This window comes from Bacillus sp. UMB0893, assembly GCF_002858905.1.
In the GTDB taxonomy this organism is placed as follows: domain Bacteria; phylum Bacillota; class Bacilli; order Bacillales; family Bacillaceae; genus Bacillus_P.
This window is the reverse complement of sequence record NZ_PKLB01000001.1, coordinates 735,919-752,144: the sequence shown is the minus strand read 5'-3', so window position 1 is coordinate 752,144 and position 16,226 is coordinate 735,919. Positions and strand designations below refer to the sequence as shown.

At 39.1% G+C, this 16,226-nt stretch carries 17 protein-coding genes; 6 read left to right on the top strand and 11 right to left on the bottom strand.

The window, feature by feature from the left end; translation table 11 throughout:
• Positions 1-3 precede the first annotated feature (3 nt).
• On the bottom strand, positions 4-1,230 hold the full coding sequence (locus CYJ36_RS03815) for an acyl-CoA dehydrogenase (protein WP_101564945.1): 1,227 nt from the start codon (positions 1,228-1,230) through the stop codon (positions 4-6).
• Positions 1,231-1,490: 260 nt separating this feature from the next.
• On the opposite strand from CYJ36_RS03815, the gene CYJ36_RS03810 reads away from it, so the two are divergent.
• Positions 1,491-2,963, top strand: a complete 1,473-nt coding sequence (locus CYJ36_RS03810; RefSeq protein WP_101564944.1) for an aminotransferase class I/II-fold pyridoxal phosphate-dependent enzyme — start codon at positions 1,491-1,493, stop codon at positions 2,961-2,963.
• A gap of 694 nt (positions 2,964-3,657) precedes the next feature.
• Here the strand turns inward: CYJ36_RS03810 and CYJ36_RS03805 are convergent.
• Both CYJ36_RS03805 and CYJ36_RS03800 read right to left on the bottom strand, forming a co-directional pair.
• Complete coding sequence (locus tag CYJ36_RS03805) at positions 3,658-3,798, bottom strand: GapA-binding peptide SR1P (RefSeq protein WP_101564942.1); 141 nt, start codon at positions 3,796-3,798, stop codon at positions 3,658-3,660.
• 220 nt (positions 3,799-4,018) lie between these two features.
• Positions 4,019-4,318, bottom strand: a complete 300-nt coding sequence (locus CYJ36_RS03800; RefSeq protein ID WP_101564940.1) for a DUF3055 domain-containing protein — start codon at positions 4,316-4,318, stop codon at positions 4,019-4,021.
• Between the two features lie 159 nt (positions 4,319-4,477).
• Here CYJ36_RS03800 and CYJ36_RS03795 point away from each other — a divergent pair, with 159 nt between their 5' ends.
• The gene (locus CYJ36_RS03795) at positions 4,478-4,867 is read left to right on the top strand and encodes a DUF1885 family protein (RefSeq protein ID WP_101564937.1); all 390 of its coding nucleotides are present in this window, start codon (positions 4,478-4,480) and stop codon (positions 4,865-4,867) included.
• Positions 4,868-4,892: 25 nt separating this feature from the next.
• Here CYJ36_RS03795 and CYJ36_RS03790 read toward each other — a convergent pair whose 3' ends face one another.
• Together CYJ36_RS03790 and CYJ36_RS03785 are read right to left on the bottom strand one after the other, a co-directional pair.
• Positions 4,893-5,729 (bottom strand): polysaccharide deacetylase family protein, encoded by an 837-nt coding sequence (locus CYJ36_RS03790; RefSeq protein WP_101564935.1) that lies wholly within the window; start codon positions 5,727-5,729, stop codon positions 4,893-4,895.
• Between the two features lie 189 nt (positions 5,730-5,918).
• Positions 5,919-6,173, bottom strand: a complete 255-nt coding sequence (locus tag CYJ36_RS03785) for a hypothetical protein (protein ID WP_101564933.1) — start codon at positions 6,171-6,173, stop codon at positions 5,919-5,921.
• A gap of 239 nt (positions 6,174-6,412) precedes the next feature.
• Between CYJ36_RS03785 and CYJ36_RS03780 the strand changes: the two genes are divergently transcribed.
• Positions 6,413-6,793: a hypothetical protein gene (locus CYJ36_RS03780; protein WP_101564931.1), complete on the top strand. Its 381-nt coding sequence runs from the start codon at positions 6,413-6,415 to the stop codon at positions 6,791-6,793.
• A 151-nt stretch (positions 6,794-6,944) separates the two neighbouring features.
• On the opposite strand, the gene lpdA is transcribed toward CYJ36_RS03780, so the two are convergent.
• The 5 genes from lpdA to CYJ36_RS03755 all read right to left on the bottom strand — a co-directional run bounded on the left by lpdA (position 6,945) and on the right by CYJ36_RS03755 (position 13,210).
• The gene (lpdA, locus tag CYJ36_RS03775; protein WP_101564929.1) at positions 6,945-8,357 is read right to left on the bottom strand and encodes a dihydrolipoyl dehydrogenase; all 1,413 of its coding nucleotides are present in this window, start codon (positions 8,355-8,357) and stop codon (positions 6,945-6,947) included.
• 3 nt (positions 8,358-8,360) lie between these two features.
• Positions 8,361-9,722: a dihydrolipoamide acetyltransferase family protein gene (locus CYJ36_RS03770; RefSeq protein ID WP_101564926.1), complete on the bottom strand. Its 1,362-nt coding sequence runs from the start codon at positions 9,720-9,722 to the stop codon at positions 8,361-8,363.
• A 172-nt stretch (positions 9,723-9,894) separates the two neighbouring features.
• Positions 9,895-10,872, bottom strand: coding sequence for an alpha-ketoacid dehydrogenase subunit beta (locus CYJ36_RS03765; protein WP_101564924.1), 978 nt, complete (start codon positions 10,870-10,872; stop codon positions 9,895-9,897).
• 3 nt (positions 10,873-10,875) lie between these two features.
• Positions 10,876-11,991: a pyruvate dehydrogenase (acetyl-transferring) E1 component subunit alpha gene (gene pdhA / locus CYJ36_RS03760; protein WP_101564922.1), complete on the bottom strand. Its 1,116-nt coding sequence runs from the start codon at positions 11,989-11,991 to the stop codon at positions 10,876-10,878.
• 535 nt (positions 11,992-12,526) lie between these two features.
• Positions 12,527-13,210 carry a YkyA family protein gene (locus tag CYJ36_RS03755; RefSeq protein WP_224773305.1) on the bottom strand — a complete coding sequence of 228 codons (684 nt, stop codon included), beginning with the start codon at positions 13,208-13,210 and terminating at the stop codon, positions 12,527-12,529.
• 455 nt (positions 13,211-13,665) lie between these two features.
• Here CYJ36_RS03755 and CYJ36_RS03750 point away from each other — a divergent pair, with 455 nt between their 5' ends.
• Positions 13,666-13,791, top strand: a complete 126-nt coding sequence (locus CYJ36_RS03750) for a YjcZ family sporulation protein (RefSeq protein ID WP_101564920.1) — start codon at positions 13,666-13,668, stop codon at positions 13,789-13,791.
• A gap of 164 nt (positions 13,792-13,955) precedes the next feature.
• Positions 13,956-14,510 carry a peptide deformylase gene (gene def, locus CYJ36_RS03745; protein WP_101564918.1) on the top strand — a complete coding sequence of 185 codons (555 nt, stop codon included), beginning with the start codon at positions 13,956-13,958 and terminating at the stop codon, positions 14,508-14,510.
• Positions 14,511-14,673: 163 nt separating this feature from the next.
• On the opposite strand, the gene CYJ36_RS03740 is transcribed toward def, so the two are convergent.
• Positions 14,674-15,444: a Cof-type HAD-IIB family hydrolase gene (locus tag CYJ36_RS03740; RefSeq protein ID WP_101564916.1), complete on the bottom strand. Its 771-nt coding sequence runs from the start codon at positions 15,442-15,444 to the stop codon at positions 14,674-14,676.
• A 569-nt stretch (positions 15,445-16,013) separates the two neighbouring features.
• Here CYJ36_RS03740 and CYJ36_RS03735 point away from each other — a divergent pair.
• A complete protein-coding gene (locus tag CYJ36_RS03735) occupies positions 16,014-16,223 on the top strand; it encodes a DNA-dependent RNA polymerase subunit epsilon (protein WP_101564914.1) in 210 nt (69 codons plus the stop codon).
• Positions 16,224-16,226: the final 3 nt, after the last annotated feature.

Genomic DNA, 16,226 nt, shown 5'->3' with positions numbered 1-16,226 from the left:
TCCTTATACGGTTTGAAGATTCACATCATATTTTTTAAGTTCAAGCCTTGCCAATTGTGCGCGATGCACTTCATCAGGACCATCTGCAATCCGGAGTGTTCTTGCATTTGCCCATTGAGCGGCAAGCGGTGTATCTTCACTGACTCCAGCTGCACCAAACGCCTGAATAGCACGATCAATTACTTTTAAAGCCATATTAGGAGCAATCACTTTAATCATCGCAATCTCTGTTTTAGCAGCTTTATTGCCGACTGTATCCATCATATAAGCAGCTTTTAGCGTCAGTAAGCGAGCCTGTTCAATTTCAATGCGGGAGTCTGCGATCCATTCCCTTATAACACCTTGACTTGAAATCAGTTTGCCGAACGCTTCTCTTTTTTGTACACGCTTACATAATTCCTCAAGTGCACGTTCAGCTGCCCCGATCAGTCTCATACAGTGATGAATTCTTCCAGGTCCAAGGCGGCCTTGGGCGATCGCAAATCCTTTTCCTTCTCCAAGTAAAATATTTGCAGCTGGCACACGTACGTTATCAAATGTAATCTCAGCGTGACCATGTGGTGCGTGATCATAACCGAATACAGGCAATACTCTTTCGATTTTTACACCTGATGTACCAAGAGGAACCAAGATCATCGACTGCTGTTCATATTTTGGTGCCTTGAAATCCGATTTTCCCATGACGATCGCAATTTCACAGCGAGGATCGCCTGCACCAGAAGACCACCATTTTTTTCCGTTTACGACATACTCATCTCCGTCGCGAATGATGCTGGCCTCAATATTCGTCGCATCAGCTGAAGCAACATCAGGTTCAGTCATTGAAAAACAAGAACGAATTTTGCCGGCAAGCAAAGGTTTCAGCCATTTCTCTTTTTGCTCCTCTGTTCCATAGCGGACAAGAACCTCCATATTTCCTGTGTCTGGAGCTGCACAGTTAAACACTTCAGGTGCAAGCAATGAGCGTCCCATGATTTCACAAAGCGGCGCATATTCTAAATTTGAAAGACCTGCCCCATACTCGCTCTCTGGCAAAAACAAATTCCATAATCCCCGTTCTTTAGCCTTGTTTTTCAGCTCTTCCATAATGGACGGAATTTCAGTCCATCTTGACTCCTGCGCATTTAATTGCTCTTCATACTTTTTTTCATTTGGATAAACGAATTCTTCCATAAAAGATGTCACTTGTTTTTGAAGTTCAAGTACCTTGTCTGAATAAGTGAAATTCAATTAAATCACCCTTTCTTTAAACTTACTAACCGGTTGGTATGTAAATCTATTTCTATCATAATATGTTTCTGTGAAAAAAGACAACTATTATTCTAAAAATTCTAATAAATTAATTCTTTTATCTGCTTGTATTCCCTTGGAAAAATAACTTTCCATTCTGAAAAGAAAGTGATATAATTCACTTGTTTTATGTGTAAATGACAAAGAAGAAATAATGAAAATAGATATTTATTTTTTATAAAAGAAGGTGGGAATACAAATTGTCGCAATATGAAACACCGTTATTCACCGGTTTAAAAGAGCATGCAAAAAAAGACCCTGTTCAATTCCATATCCCTGGACATAAAAAAGGCGCTGGCATCGATCCAGAGTTTCGTTCGTTTATTGGTGCTCAGGCCCTTTCAATAGATTTAATTAATATTGGCCCTTTAGATGATCTTCACTCTCCAAAGGGTATGATTAAAAAAGCTCAGGATTTAGCTGCAGAAGCATTTGGAGCAGATCATACATTTTTCTCCGTACAAGGTACGAGCGGAGCAATTATGACCATGGTCATGGCTGTCTGCGGACCTGGAGATAAAATCCTCGTTCCCCGAAATGTTCATAAATCGGTTATGTCAGCTGTCGTTTTCTCGGGTGCTACTCCAATCTTTATTCATCCTGAAATTGATAAAGAATTAGGAATATCACATGGAATTACAACCGAATCAGTTGAACATGCACTAGAGCAGCATCCAGATGCAAAAGGTTTGCTTGTTATCAATCCTACTTATTTTGGGGTATCTGCAGATTTAAAGAAAATCGTTGAAATCGCACACTCATACAATGTGCCTGTTTTAGTGGATGAGGCTCATGGAGTGCATATCCATTTCCACGAGGACTTGCCGATGTCGGCGATGCAGGCTGGAGCCGATATTGCTGCAACAAGCGTTCATAAGCTTGGCGGATCGCTGACACAAAGTTCTATCTTAAATGTCCGCGAAGGATTGGTTTCCGTTCAAAGAGTTCAAACAATCTTAAGCATGCTGACAACAACATCTACATCCTACCTGCTTCTAGCTTCACTTGATGTGGCAAGAAAACGTCTGGCTACAGAAGGACGCGAACTTGCCGAACAAGCTATTCGCCTGGCGAATGACACTCGCAAAAAGATAAATGAGATTGAGAAGATAGAGTGCATCGGCGAAGAGATTGTCGGAACCGAAGCAGCATTTGATTTTGATCCGACAAAGCTGATCATCTCCATTAAAGAGCTCGGTTTAAATGGGTATGATGTAGAGAAATGGCTGCGTGAAAACTATAATATTGAAGTAGAAATGTCGGACTTATATAACATCCTTTGCATTATTACACCAGGAGATACAGAAAGAGAGACAGGCATCTTAATTGAAGCGCTTCAGGCACTTTCTTCTGAATTTATCAACGCTTCAGCAGACTTAATAAAACCGACTGTTATGCTGCCGGATATTCCTGTTTTGGCTTTAACACCGCGTGATGCGTTTTACGCTGAAACGGAGATCGTCCCTTTTAGTGAATCAGCCGGACGCATTATTGCAGAATTTATCATGGTTTATCCTCCGGGAATCCCAATTTTTATTCCTGGTGAAATCATTTCAGAGGAAAATCTTGCATATGTGCGTAAAAACTTAGAAGTCGGACTTCCAGTTCAAGGTCCTGAAGATCCTGAGCTTAACTATTTAAGAGTGATAAAAGAGCATAAGGCAATTAGATAGATAATAGCAAAAAAGGCGATTCTTGTATGAATCGCCTTTTTTGCGCATGATTTGTTGCGTTCGTTACGTATTCAACTTCCAAGAGGCATCGATCAACGTCGGCATTTGTCAAATAAAGTGTTTCAAATCAAGTTATGACACAACAAATACCCGATCACCAAAATAAGTGCTTCAAGTCAAGTTATGACGCAATAAATATGCCCGCTCACCAAAATAAGTGCTTCAAACCAAGTTATGATGCCACAAATATGCCCGATCACCAAAATAAGTGCTTCAAATCAAGTTATGACGCAACAAATATGCCCGATCACCAAAATAAGTGCTTCAACCAAGTTATGATGCCACAACAAAGAGTCGGACACCCTCAAAAAATGCATCCAAGGTGCCGGAACTAGAAGTGAATGGATTAGTGGTCAATAATTCAATCGAACGTTCTGTCTTAGTGGTTACAAGAATGATTGAACGGTCACAAATCAATAGCCGACATTCAAAATTTCATTCCATTATATAGGAAAAATACATTTTTTCTCTCAAAATTAGTTTTTGGAGCACATCCCGTATGTGTGCCTGTTCAAAAAATGAAATTGTATGTACTCTTCCAATTCCCTCTAATGATTAAATCTGATTTTTCACTTATAGCTAAAAAAATAAAAGCATGCAAGAAAATCCTGCATGCTTTCTATCTATCTTCTATTTAAACCCCTTGAATAACCGTTATTTCTCTTTCAGGTACTTGGCAATCGCAGCTGGTGCACTTCCCGTACAACACACTGACCTTTTCATCTTCAAAATGATCGATTGTACCATTGCATGTTTGACATACGATTGTTCCCATCACACATACCCCTTTTTGAATGAATTTGCGCTTTGCACATTATTGAAAGCGCTTAATAGTTTGTAACTCTATAATAATATGTCACATTCATTTCGTCAAGCCTAAATTGTATAACACATTTATTATTTCATGTAGAAATATGGTATCTTTATAGGTAACTAAGCATATAGCCTTTCGATAAAATAGAAAAAACCGGCAGTAATTACTGCCAGTTTTTCTATTATTCATATTGCGTGGTCAATTGAACAGAAGGGATGATTTCTTTGAAAAAGTCGGCGAGCTCTGCGGCCTGCTGCAGGGTTCCAGTCTGAAATGCTTGTTTGAGGAGTTCGAGGTCTTCAATGTCAGATGAATCAAGAAGAGTCGCTTTACAAGTTTGGAGACAGACGACGAGCGGTTTTCCAAAAAACATGCTTGAGTAAACGATAGCTAAATCATACCTATGATCTTGAGTGACAAAACCAACATACCTGACATGTGCTTGTTCCGAATCATCATAAAACTTTTCAAAAGCGTTCATGACAGCCTCCTTCATTATTTGTCTGACTATTCAGATTTATTATAAATCATTTTTGCTTTTTATACAATTTATTCCTTTCGTCATCTTGTAAGTTCCGTGAAATCACTGTAAAATTTAAATGATTCATAAATTTCAATAATTAATAATGGAGTTGAGAATATGGCTTCCCATGCTTATATTAAATTAGTGCCCGGATCAATTCAGCAGCAGATTACATTGGATGAAGTTGAAGATCTCTTCAACTACTATAAAAATATTACGAACAAAACAGGAGAACAACTGAACTTTAAATATGAAAATTCTGCTTTTCCATATGAGTGCCAGCAAACAGAAGGCTATCTCTCATTAACGTCAAACGAACGCGGCTATTCTAAAATGTATGTTGGTGTCGGTTCTGAAAGTGCTGCTTTTTTGCAAATTACCCTTCCAGGTGATTCAAAATTTGGAGACAAAAATAAAGCAAATGAGTTTTCAAAGTTTCTTGCCAAAAAGCTTCAAGGCGAATTAACCTTATTTAATGGGCGGGTTATGTACTATTATAAAAGATAAAAAGCGATCACAAAGGATCGCTTTTTTATGATATTTTTTTGATAAAATCAGGATTTGCTATTTCATACCCCTTTGCTATTAAACCCTCTACAATTCCTTTCAATGCTGCTTTCGTCCATTCACGGTCGTGCATTAACAAGTTTGCACCATCTGTCAGATAAGGTGAATTCACCATAATATCTGTAAGTGCTTCTTTTGTTTGATAATCCTTCACCCAATCGTACCCATAAGTCCAATTCATCAGCACCATCTTTTCTTCTTCGGCAATCTTGCGGCTGTCATCTGTGTTGCTTCCAAATGGCGCTCTGAAAAATTGTGGTCTTTCCCCTGTTATCGCTTCGACTTGGTCGTTTAGCCCAATAATTTCTTTTCGTTGTTCTTCAATTGAAAGATCTTTCAAATTAGCATGTGTCAAGGTATGATTTCCGATTGGAAAACCAAGATCATGGATTTCTTTAAGAACCTTTTTTTCTTCTTCAGAATCAATGAAATGACCATTTACAAAAAAGATTGCCTTCACTCCAAGCTCCTTTAATATATGAGCCATTTCAAGACTGTTTTTATCTGGTGCATCATCAATTGTCAGTAAAACCGTCTTTGAGTTCACGTTTCCGCTTAGAGGTTTTATTGTCCAATTGGCAGGATCAATTGTGTATTTAGGTTCTGCTGGCTGTTCTGAAATCATTTCTTCCTCTGGCTCCTCTTTCTCCGGCTCTTTAGCGGCCTCTTCTTCTTTCACTCGTTCCTCCTGCTGACTGTCCTCTGCAGCTTCTTTCTTGTCATCCGTTTTCTTTAGCGTTTGTTCCGAACTGCAGCCTGTTAGCAAACATGCTGCTGCCATGATGAATAACACGTGTTTCATTATGTATCCCCCAATCACTCTGCGTGATAAGTATAATATAAGGTTGAATGCTTCACTAGGTTAATAGAGGAATTACTTAACATTGATCCTAACTTACTATGTAAAATTCAGTTATTTTTCACCAAAACCATTTCAAATATATGGATGCTGGTGCCGCAGACCGTTGTTTCAGCAGTCCCGATTTGCAGTTTATTGCGTTAAGGTCGTGACTATAAATATAAAGCCATCTTTCAATAGGAGGGCAGAAAATGCAGTCAAAACCGTAATCATGAACGACATTTTTTTTGAATGCAAAACAGCTGCTGCAGCAAGATAAGATACATATAAAAACATAGCAAACAAAATCATTTTTGCTTGAAAAGAATCTTTCTTAGACAGCCACTCTACTATTAAGTAACCGCACCACATCACACATTGCATAGAAACAATAATCCGCCACTTCATATTTGCTCTCCTTTATTGCAGCTGAAAAAATTTCTATTTTATATAGGTTATGCGTCAATCCTACTGTATATTTTTCATTTATGTAACAAATAGGTAACATTCAAGGGAATTTTCGGAAAACATGATAAAATAGCATTAATTTAAGTAATCGGCCTTATAAAATTAGGTAAGAAGTAATAGCTTATTACCGCGATGAATGTGTGATGTACGACCATTTCACTCTAAAAGAGGTGGGCAATATGGCAAAGTCGGTTATTGTCGCCTTCATCATGCCAGTATTTCTTCTATCATCTTGCAGTCTGAATTTCACTTCTGAGACGATTAATCAGCCGGAAGAAAGAAAACTCTTATTTTTTTCAGATGATCAAGATGTACATAGGGAATCCGTTTATTATGACGCCTTAATTGATTTAAAGCGTGATTTCCCAGAAGAGGTTGAAGGTATACAATTTATCGAATCAAGTGTTGAAGAAGAATATCCTTTCGATGTTGATACGTACCCTTCTCTCGTTGTTGTGGACAAAAATAAGGTCATCTTTCAAATTGAGGGTCATGTTGGGAATAAACAAGAAATTATTAGTCCTGTCATTAAAGCTCTTTCAAAAAGCAGCGGACATTGATCACTATATTTATTCGATAGCAGGCGGTGATTATTTTAACCGCCTTTTTATTTTTTCTGAAATTAAACGGAATTCAGGGATTTCCTTATTCATATCTCAGAAATTCATAAAGAAAAAACCCCTTAATGAAGGTTCATTAAGGGGTTCTCTATTATTTCACGATGTGAATCGGGCTTCCGATTGCAACTTCAGCAGCTTCCATTGTGATTTCTCCCAATGTTGGATGCGCATGAATTGTCATCGCAATATCTTCAGCAGTCATGCCGGCTTCAATTGCAAGGCTAAGCTCTGAAATCATATCAGAAGCTGCAGCACCAGCAATTTGCGCTCCAATAACAAGACCGTCTTCTTTACGTGTAACCAGTTTTAAGAATCCGTCTGTTTGGTTAAGAGAAAGTGCACGTCCATTTGCAGCAAATGGGAACTTAGCAGCAACAACCTCAAGTCCTTCTTCTTTAGCTTGTGCTTCTGTGTAGCCTACTGAAGCAAGTTCAGGCTCAGAGAATACAACAGCAGGAATTCCTAAGTAATCAATTTCAGCGTTCTCTCCGGCGATTACCTCTGCAGCAATTTTGCCTTCATAAGAAGCTTTATGTGCAAGAGGAGGTCCTTCAACGATATCACCGATTGCAAAGATGTTAGAAACGCTTGTGCGGCACTGCTTATCAATTTTAATCACGCCGCGGTCTGACATTTCAACCCCAACTTGCTCAAGGCCAAGCTCGTCTGTGTTAGCACGGCGTCCAACTGTTACTAACAAGTAGTCAGCTTCAACTGTCTGCTCTTCGCCTTTTACTTCAAATGTTACCTTTACGCCGTTTTCTGTTTCTTCAACAGATTTAGCTTTCGCTTTTGTATGGATTTCAACGTTTCCCTTTTTCTTAAGGTTACGTTTTACAAGTGAGCTCATTTGCTTTTCAAAGCCCATTAAGATCTCATCCATTGCTTCAATGAAAACTACTTCAGAACCGAAGTTAGCATATGCTGTTCCAAGCTCAGTGCCGATGTAGCCTGCACCAATGACAACAATTTTCTTAGGGATTTCATTTAAGCTTAGCGCGCCAGTTGAATCTAAAACGCGTTTAGAATATTTGAATCCTGGAATTTCAATCGGGCGTGAACCTGTAGCGATGATTGCATTTTTGAATTTATAAGTTTGAGATGAATTGTCATCCATAACTTTAATAGATTCACTGTCAACAAAATAAGCTTCGCCGCGAACGATTTCAACTTTGTTTCCTTTAAGTAGTCCTTCAACTCCGCCGACAAGCTTTTTCACAACGCCTGCTTTGAATTCTTGAACTTTTGTAAAATCAACTGTTACATTTTCAGCAATGATACCCATGTCTTCTGAATGTTTTGCATGTTCAAAACGGTGACCCGCAGCGATTAACGCTTTAGAAGGAATACATCCAACGTTCAAACAAACGCCGCCAAGGTTTCCTCTTTCTACGATTGTTACTTTCTGTCCAAGCTGTGCAGCGCGGATGGCAGCTACATAGCCGCCAGGTCCCGCACCAATGACAAGAGTATCTGTTTCAATAGGGAAATCTCCTACTACCATCGATTACGCCTCCATTAGAATAAGTTGTGGGTCGTTCAATAAACGCTTAATGTGATTTAATGCATTTTGTGCTGTAGCACCATCGATCATGCGGTGGTCAAAGCTTAATGATAAAGCAAGCACTGGAGCAGCAACAATTTCACCGTCAACTACGATTGCTTTTTCAGCAATGCGGCCGATTCCAAGGATTGCAACCTCTGGGTGATTAATTACTGGAGTGAACCATTGTCCGCCAGCTGATCCGATGTTTGTAATTGTACAAGAAGCGCCCTTCATTTCCGCAGCAGAAAGTTTACCGTCGCGTGCTTTAGTAGCTAAGCCGTTAATTTCATCAGAAATGTCAAAGATTGATTTGCGTTCTGCGTTTTTAACAACTGGAACCATAAGTCCTTTTTCCGTATCAGCAGCAATACCGATGTTGTAGTAATGCTTTTGAATCACTTCTTCTGTTTTGTCATCGATAGAAGTGTTAAGAACCGGATATTTCTTAAGCGCTGATGTAAGAGCTTTCACTACGTACGGTAAATATGTTAACTTAATTCCCTGCTCCGCTGCAACACCTTTGAACTGTTTTCTGTGAGAAACTAGTTTCGTCACATCCACTTCATCCATCAAAGTTACATGTGGAGCTGTATGTTTTGAGTTTACCATTGCTTTAGCAATTGCTTTGCGCATTGGGCTCATTTTCTCGCGTGTTTCCGGGAAGTCGCCTTCTGGAACAGCTTGTTTTGCAGGTGCTTTTTGCTCTGCTTTTTCTTCTTTAGCTTCTGTTTGAGGAGCTTCAGTTTGCGTTTCAGCAGGTTTAGAGCCGCCTTCTAAGAATGCATCAATGTCTTCTTTGCCGATGCGTCCGTTTTTGCCTGATCCAGATACTTGGCGGATTTCAACGCCTTTTTCACGTGCATATTTGCGTACAGAAGGCATTGCAATGATACGGCGGTCTGGATCGACTTCAGCCTGATCCTGTGCACCTGCGCCTGTAGCTTCTGCTGTTTCTTGTTTAGGAGCTTCTTCTTTTTTCACATCTTGGCCAGCTTCAGCTGTAGATTGAACTTGTGCTTCTGTTTTCACTTCTTTAGCAGGCTCATCCCCATGGTCATCACCTTTAAATTTAAGGTTTTCGTAACCAGGAGCATCAAATGTGATAAGAGTTTGTCCAACAGTTGCAACAGTTCCCTCTTCAACTTTAAGCTCAATAACTTTTCCTTTTACAGGAGAAGGAATTTCAACGACAGCTTTATCGTTCTGGATTTCAGCCAGTACATCATCTTCGTTTACTTCATCGCCTGGCTTGATAAACCACTTTACAATTTCACCTTCGTGGATACCCTCACCGATATCCGGCATTTTAAATTCGAATGACACGGTATATTACCTCCTATTTTTCATATGGAAAAGAAACCAGTTTGCAGGTTTCAAAAGAATAAACATTTGATGTTTGTTCAAGTGCTATCACGCAGCTCGGCCGCGCTTATCATGGAACATTAACACGCCATTCTTCCTGGACCCTCTGATTTCTTTTCTCAGAAATGTATAATTAGAAATTCATTACTTTTTTAGCTGTTTCAATTACATCTTTGAAGTTTGGCAGCCATACACCTTCAGCTTGAGAGAAAGCAAATACGGTGTCTGGAGCTGTCACGCGAAGTACAGGAGCTTCTAAGCTTAAGATCGCACGGTCATTGATTTCAGCAACAACGTTAGCTGCAATGCCTGCTTGCTTTTGAGCTTCTTGTACAACAATCGCACGGCCTGTTTTTTCAACAGATGCAATGATTGTATCGATATCCAATGGACTGATTGTGCGAAGGTCGATCACTTCAGCAGAAATTCCTTCTTTTTCAAGCTCTTCTGCTGCTTTTAATGACTCATGCACCATTGCGCCGTAAGTAATAATAGAAAGGTCTGAACCTTCTCTTTTTACTTCAGCTTTGCCGATTTCAATTGTATATTCTTCTTCAGGAACTTCCTGACGGAAAGAACGGTAAAGCTTCATATGCTCAAGGAATACAACAGGGTCGTTATCACGAATAGCAGAGATTAAAAGTCCTTTTGCATCGTATGGAGTTGAAGGAATAACAACTTTCACACCAGGCTGCTGAGCCATAAGACCTTCTAAACTGTCAGCATGAAGTTCAGGTGTATGAACGCCTCCGCCGAATGGTGAGCGGATTGTAACTGGAGACGACCAGCGTCCGCCTGAACGGTAGCGCATACGAGCCATTTGGCCTGAAATAGAGTCCATTACTTCATAAACGAAACCGAAGAATTGAATTTCAGCTACAGGACGGAATCCTGTTAATCCAAGACCGATCGCAAGACCGCCGATTCCTGATTCAGCAAGAGGTGTATCAAATACACGGTCTTCGCCAAATTCTTTTTGTAATCCTTCAGTAGCACGGAAAACGCCGCCATTTACACCAACATCTTCTCCAAACACTAAGACGTTAGAATCATTTTTTAATTCTGAGCGCAGCGCATCGGTGATTGCTTGAATCATTGTCATTTGAGCCATGGCTTACTTCGACTCCTTTGCTTTGTAGATTTCATATTGCTCTTTCAGATTGTATGGCATTTCTTCGTACATGTTTTCCATTAAATCTGTAACTTTTTGTTTTGGATATTCATCTGCTTTTTTAATAGCTTCTTTAATATCTTCTTTCGCTTGTTCAATTGCTTTATTTTCTTCTTCTTCGTTCCATAAGCCTTTGTTTTCTAAGTATTTACGGAAACGTACAAGAGGATCTTTTTCTTCCCATTCGTTATCAAGCTCTTTTGTACGGTAGCGTGTTGGATCATCGCCAGCCATAGTATGTGGGCCATAACGGTAAGTAAGTGTTTCAATTAATGTTGGTCCTTCGCCATTTACAGCTCGCTCACGTGCATCACGTACTGCTGCATATACAGCAAGTGCATCCATGCCGTCAACTTGAATTCCTACGATACCTGCAGCTGCAGCTTTTTGTGCGATTGTTTGAGCAGCAGATTGCTTTTCAACAGGTGTTGAAATCGCAAAACGGTTGTTTTGCACAACAAAAATCGCCGGAGCTTTATAAGCGCCTGCAAAGTTAATACCTTCATAGAAGTCGCCTTGAGATGCACCGCCGTCACCAGTATAAGTGATTGCAACAGTTTTAAGGTCTTTCTTTTTCATGCCAAGAGCAACACCGGCAGTCTGAATGATTTGTGCACCAATGATGATCTGCGGTGAAATTGCATTTACATCTTCAGGGAACTGATTTCCATGGAAATGTCCGCGTGAGAATAAAAATGCTTGGTATAATGGAAGGCCGTGCCAGATAATTTGCGGAACATCACGGTATCCTGGAAGAACGAAATCTTCTTTTTCAAGTGCAAAATGAGAAGCGATTTGTGATGCTTCCTGTCCTGCTGTTGGAGCATAAAATCCTAAACGTCCTTGACGGTTAAGTGAAATAGAACGCTGGTCCAAAATACGCGTATAAACCATACGGCGCATTAATTCTTTTAATTGATCATCTGATAAATCAGGCATTGCAGCTTCGTTTACAACCTCGCCCTGTTCATTCAGAATTTGGAACGTTTCAAACTGCTTCGCAATTCCTTCGAATTGCTTTTTGCTGTCAACAACAGCATTTTTAGTCTTAGCAGCCATCTTTAGTCACCTATCCTTTCGCTTATAAAAAAATAGTTCTAGATAATTACTGACACATACAGCATTAGCCTACCCAAAATGAGTACGCCTGACACATTTTTTTAGGCTATCCTCTATATATCTTTATACCACCTGAGAGAATGCCGAAACGTTCTCTATGTATTGGACAGTACAAATATCTGTACTAATTTAAGTGATGAAAGAAATTAATACAATTCATTTCAACAGTTCTAAGTGTACACCATAAAAAATATGTTCGTCAATTGATTTATACCGACATTCTCAAAAGTTCAATGCTTTATTATTTTTACTTTTATTCCCTTTTTATCAATCTGTACTATAACTATTTATAACACTGTACTATAATAATCGATACAGAATACTCTATTTCTATGATTCAGCTGGCTTGAACTCAGCCTGCCCAACACATTTACTAGGGTTTATCAGCTGAAGAAATTTGTTTTACGCTTACATTTTTGACATTTATCAAAAAAAGCCTGGAGAGTCATGTTCACTCACCAGGCTCATTTCTATATCATTTCGAAGCGTTTTGTTTCGGCTGCTCCACTTCAATGTTTGCTTCTTTATAAAAATCCATTTTTTCTTGATTATATTGTTCGGTAAATTCATTGAATTTTTTGTTTTCGGCTAATACTTTCTCGTAACTGCTGTTTATTTCCGAAATTTTCGCTTCCAGCTCTTCTAGTTTCAAATCTTTATTTTGAAACATTTCATATAGTTCTTTATCTAAAGAAATGGCGTCTTTATAAGAAGCATAAAGAGCGTCATACGATGCATATCGTTTTTCCATCAGCTCCTGCAGCTTTACTGCTTTTTCCTTAGTGCCGTCTTCTTTAAGATTCTTTGCAAGTTCTGCTATTTTATCGAATTCTTTTTCAGAAGCATCAATGCTTTCTTTTTCATCCTCTACCCGCTTCTCTCGTTCTTCCACTACAGATATGGCTTCTTTAGAAAGTGATACAATTTTATCGTATTCTTTCATTCCTAAGGAAATAATTTCTTCATAAAGTTCATTTTCTTCTTTTTCAAGTTCAATCAAAGGCTGCTGCTGCTGTTCAAATGTGTCTTCAAGTGATACCACTTTTTCCAGAGCCGAGTACATTTCTTCCTCTGGGGAAGATCCTAGACACCCAGTCATTACTGCTGATCCAAATAAGATTGCCGCCGCAGCGGATACTGCTTTTGAAAACTTTGTCACTGTGGGTCCCCCTAACCAATTCAACAATTATAACTATAAGGCGTTCTCCCTTTTTTTACAATATCTTTCTTTTCATAAGACTGTTTTCGCATTGAATGTTGTTTTTGGTTATTCATTGTACCCGTGGATTTCCGCTGCAGGCACTTGCTTTCCGCTGTGAGGGATGGGAGCCTCGATTTCCCGAAGGAGTCAAGTGCCTTCCGCTACAATCCACTAAAGTTTTTAGCCCTTTTTTCTAAAAGCAATACAAACTTGATGAAAAGAGCCTTTCATTAAAATCATTGATTTTCTTATCCTATCACATAAAAATCATATGAAGTCTGATTAAAATTAATGCGGATTTTGATTGGCCTGGGCACTAGTCTATACACATACGCCCGAGCCGACATAGTTTATAGAAGACGTTCAGGCAAACACCCAGTTTCTGACCGTCATAATCAAGAGGAGGTTTTTACATGTACGGATGTTATCCTGGATATGGTTATGGATACCCAGAAGGCGGAGGAAGCTCTTTCGCTTTGATAGTTGTCTTGTTTATTCTATTAATTATTGTTGGCGCAGCCTTTGTAGGCAACTACTAATTAAAGATTGCGGCCTCAGACGCCCACATTCTTTGTGGGCATGCCGCTCTTTGCTTAAACAGTCATTTGGAATTTGGAAGATAGGACAAGCCGGACTTTTCGTTTTTATATAATTCCTTTATACTTATATAAATGATTTTGCAAGAAATGGAGCGTGGTCCCTTATGATTACGATGGATGATATTATTAGAGAAGGCCATCCGGCACTTCGAAAATCGGCAGAAGAAGTTCAAATGCCGCCTTCAGATGAAGATAAAAAAACGCTGCAGGATTTACTTGATTATGTAAAAAACAGTCAAGATCCTGAGATGATTGAAAAATACGGATTAAGACCCGGAATAGGCCTTGCAGCACCACAAATAAACGTATCTAAGCGCATGATAGCCATTCGAATGACTGATGAAAAAGACATTTTGCATAGCTATGCGCTGTATAACCCGAAAATCATCAGTCATTCGGTTGAAAAAAGCTACTTAACAAGCGGTGAGGGCTGTTTATCGGTTGACCGCCCGGTGCCTGGGTATGTTCCCCGATATGCCAGGATTCGCGTGAAAGCTGTAACACTCGCAGGAGAAGAAGTTGACTTAAGACTCAGAGGCATGCTTGCAATCGTATTTCAGCATGAAATTGATCATTTAAACGGCGTCATGTTCTATGACCATATAGATGAAGAAGATCCTATGCGTGAACCAGAAAATGCAATCGCCATCGAACGGTAAAAAACCTGTCTGCTAAAAATAGCAGACAGGTTTTTTTACATTGATGGCGAGCGCTAACGCCAAACTCCCCGCCAGAACAAATCCGACAAAAAAAGTCAAATCCGGACTTTTCTGCTGGATTCATTTAAGTCATGCCTGCGCTAAACAGGCCCTTCCGCTTTTCTTATAGAAGTCCAATCTTTTTCAGACCATTGAGTATTCCATCCTGATCAACATCCGTTGTCACTTCATCAGCAATTTCTTTCAGCCCTGGAACAGCATTCCCCATAGCTACACCAGTTCCGACATATTTAATCATTTCTAAATCATTCAATCCATCTCCAAAAGCGTACACATCAGACTTATCAATATTCAATCGCTCAATAAGTTTTTTAATGCCTTCCGCTTTTGACCCGCCAAATGGAAGGATATCTGTTGCGAGGTCATGCCAGCGAATGATATGAAAATCTTTATATTTTTTGTAGCTCTCTTCTTCACCAACTTTACAGAAAAGAAGGGACTGATAAATTTCGTGGTTTCTATAAAATTCAGGATCCGGCTCAGGATGCATGAATTTCAGCGTCCCCATGCTTTCGTGGATATAAGGATGATCCGATTCAGTCGACATCATTGTATCGTCGCTCATAAAAACTAATGGATGCGCTGATTCATAGGCAAATTCAAGCAATTCCTCAAGTCTCTCTTTATTAAGCGGATTTTTATAAATGACACTGCCTTCGAAAACAACAAATTGACCATTAAAACTCACAAAGGAATCGATTCCAAGTTCATCTCTTAAGTCCTCAAACATGAACGGAGCTCTTCCAGTCGCGATCGCAACATGATGTCCCGCCTCTTTTAAATCTTGAATGGCTTTTCGAGTGGAGTCAGGTATTTCCTTATTATGATTCAATAACGTTCCGTCTATATCGAAAAATATTACTTTCCCGTTCATAAAAAAGCTCCTATCCTGTATGGAATAATTAACCTTAACAAGACCCATCATAAAGGAAAATTTACAGCTTCTCAACTGTAAAAACCATTCATAAAAATGTTTCTCACGCTTTTCAAATGAAGAAATAGTGAAAAAAAATCGTAAAAACCCACAAAAAAAATACCAGGCTGCTAAAATCGATTATTAAGCTGATAACACTGCCTTTCATAAAGTCTACTCATTTTTTCAAGACTAAAAAATAGACATTTCCCACAAATACCCATGTTAAGTTGACGGTATTTCACATATACTAAATTTGGCAGATTAAGGACGGATCAGCACATGAATTCATATGGGACAAGATAAGGAGTGAGACCGCAAATGATGAAAAGACTGAGACGAAGATTAAGGTCGCAATGGAAAACGCTGCTTGGCAGAAAATCGATTGCTTAAAGGAAACCCTTTCTCATATTAAGGGTTTTTTTCTCATGAAAAGGCGCCTGATGCTTATGAGGGTTGGCTTAGCGAAGAATATCGCATATAATAGAACAAGTTAGTCTAACATACGGCAGTTAAGGAGAGATTTGGCAATGTTATTCAAAGTTTATTATCAGAACAAAATAAATGAAGTTCCTGTTCGTGAAAAAACACAAACCCTTTTTTTAGAGGCAAAAACAGAAGGCGATGCCCGAAATAAGCTGAAGGACCGTTTTTATAACATCGAATTTATTCAGTCTGTTGATGGAGCTTTTCTGGAATACGAAAAACAAAACGAAAACTTTAAAGTATTGGAGATTTGATTT

Bases quoted from the DNA above. Each gene is read 5' to 3' on its own strand.
- CYJ36_RS03805 (WP_101564942.1), bottom strand. From the start codon at position 3,798: ATGGGAACAATCGTATGTCAAACATGCAATGGTACAATCGATCATTTT.
- CYJ36_RS03800 (WP_101564940.1), bottom strand. From the start codon at position 4,318: ATGAACGCTTTTGAAAAGTTTTATGATGATTCGGAACAAGCACATGTC.
- CYJ36_RS03795 (WP_101564937.1), top strand. From the start codon at position 4,478: ATGGCTTCCCATGCTTATATTAAATTAGTGCCCGGATCAATTCAGCAG.
- CYJ36_RS03790 (WP_101564935.1), bottom strand. From the start codon at position 5,729: ATGAAACACGTGTTATTCATCATGGCAGCAGCATGTTTGCTAACAGGC.
- CYJ36_RS03785 (WP_101564933.1), bottom strand. From the start codon at position 6,173: ATGAAGTGGCGGATTATTGTTTCTATGCAATGTGTGATGTGGTGCGGT.
- CYJ36_RS03780 (WP_101564931.1), top strand. From the start codon at position 6,413: ATGGCAAAGTCGGTTATTGTCGCCTTCATCATGCCAGTATTTCTTCTA.
- lpdA (WP_101564929.1), bottom strand. From the start codon at position 8,357: ATGGTAGTAGGAGATTTCCCTATTGAAACAGATACTCTTGTCATTGGT.
- CYJ36_RS03765 (WP_101564924.1), bottom strand. From the start codon at position 10,872: ATGGCTCAAATGACAATGATTCAAGCAATCACCGATGCGCTGCGCTCA.
- pdhA (WP_101564922.1), bottom strand. From the start codon at position 11,991: ATGGCTGCTAAGACTAAAAATGCTGTTGTTGACAGCAAAAAGCAATTC.
- CYJ36_RS03750 (WP_101564920.1), top strand. From the start codon at position 13,666: ATGTACGGATGTTATCCTGGATATGGTTATGGATACCCAGAAGGCGGA.
- def (WP_101564918.1), top strand. From the start codon at position 13,956: ATGATTACGATGGATGATATTATTAGAGAAGGCCATCCGGCACTTCGA.
- CYJ36_RS03740 (WP_101564916.1), bottom strand. From the start codon at position 15,444: ATGAACGGGAAAGTAATATTTTTCGATATAGACGGAACGTTATTGAAT.
- CYJ36_RS03735 (WP_101564914.1), top strand. From the start codon at position 16,014: ATGTTATTCAAAGTTTATTATCAGAACAAAATAAATGAAGTTCCTGTT.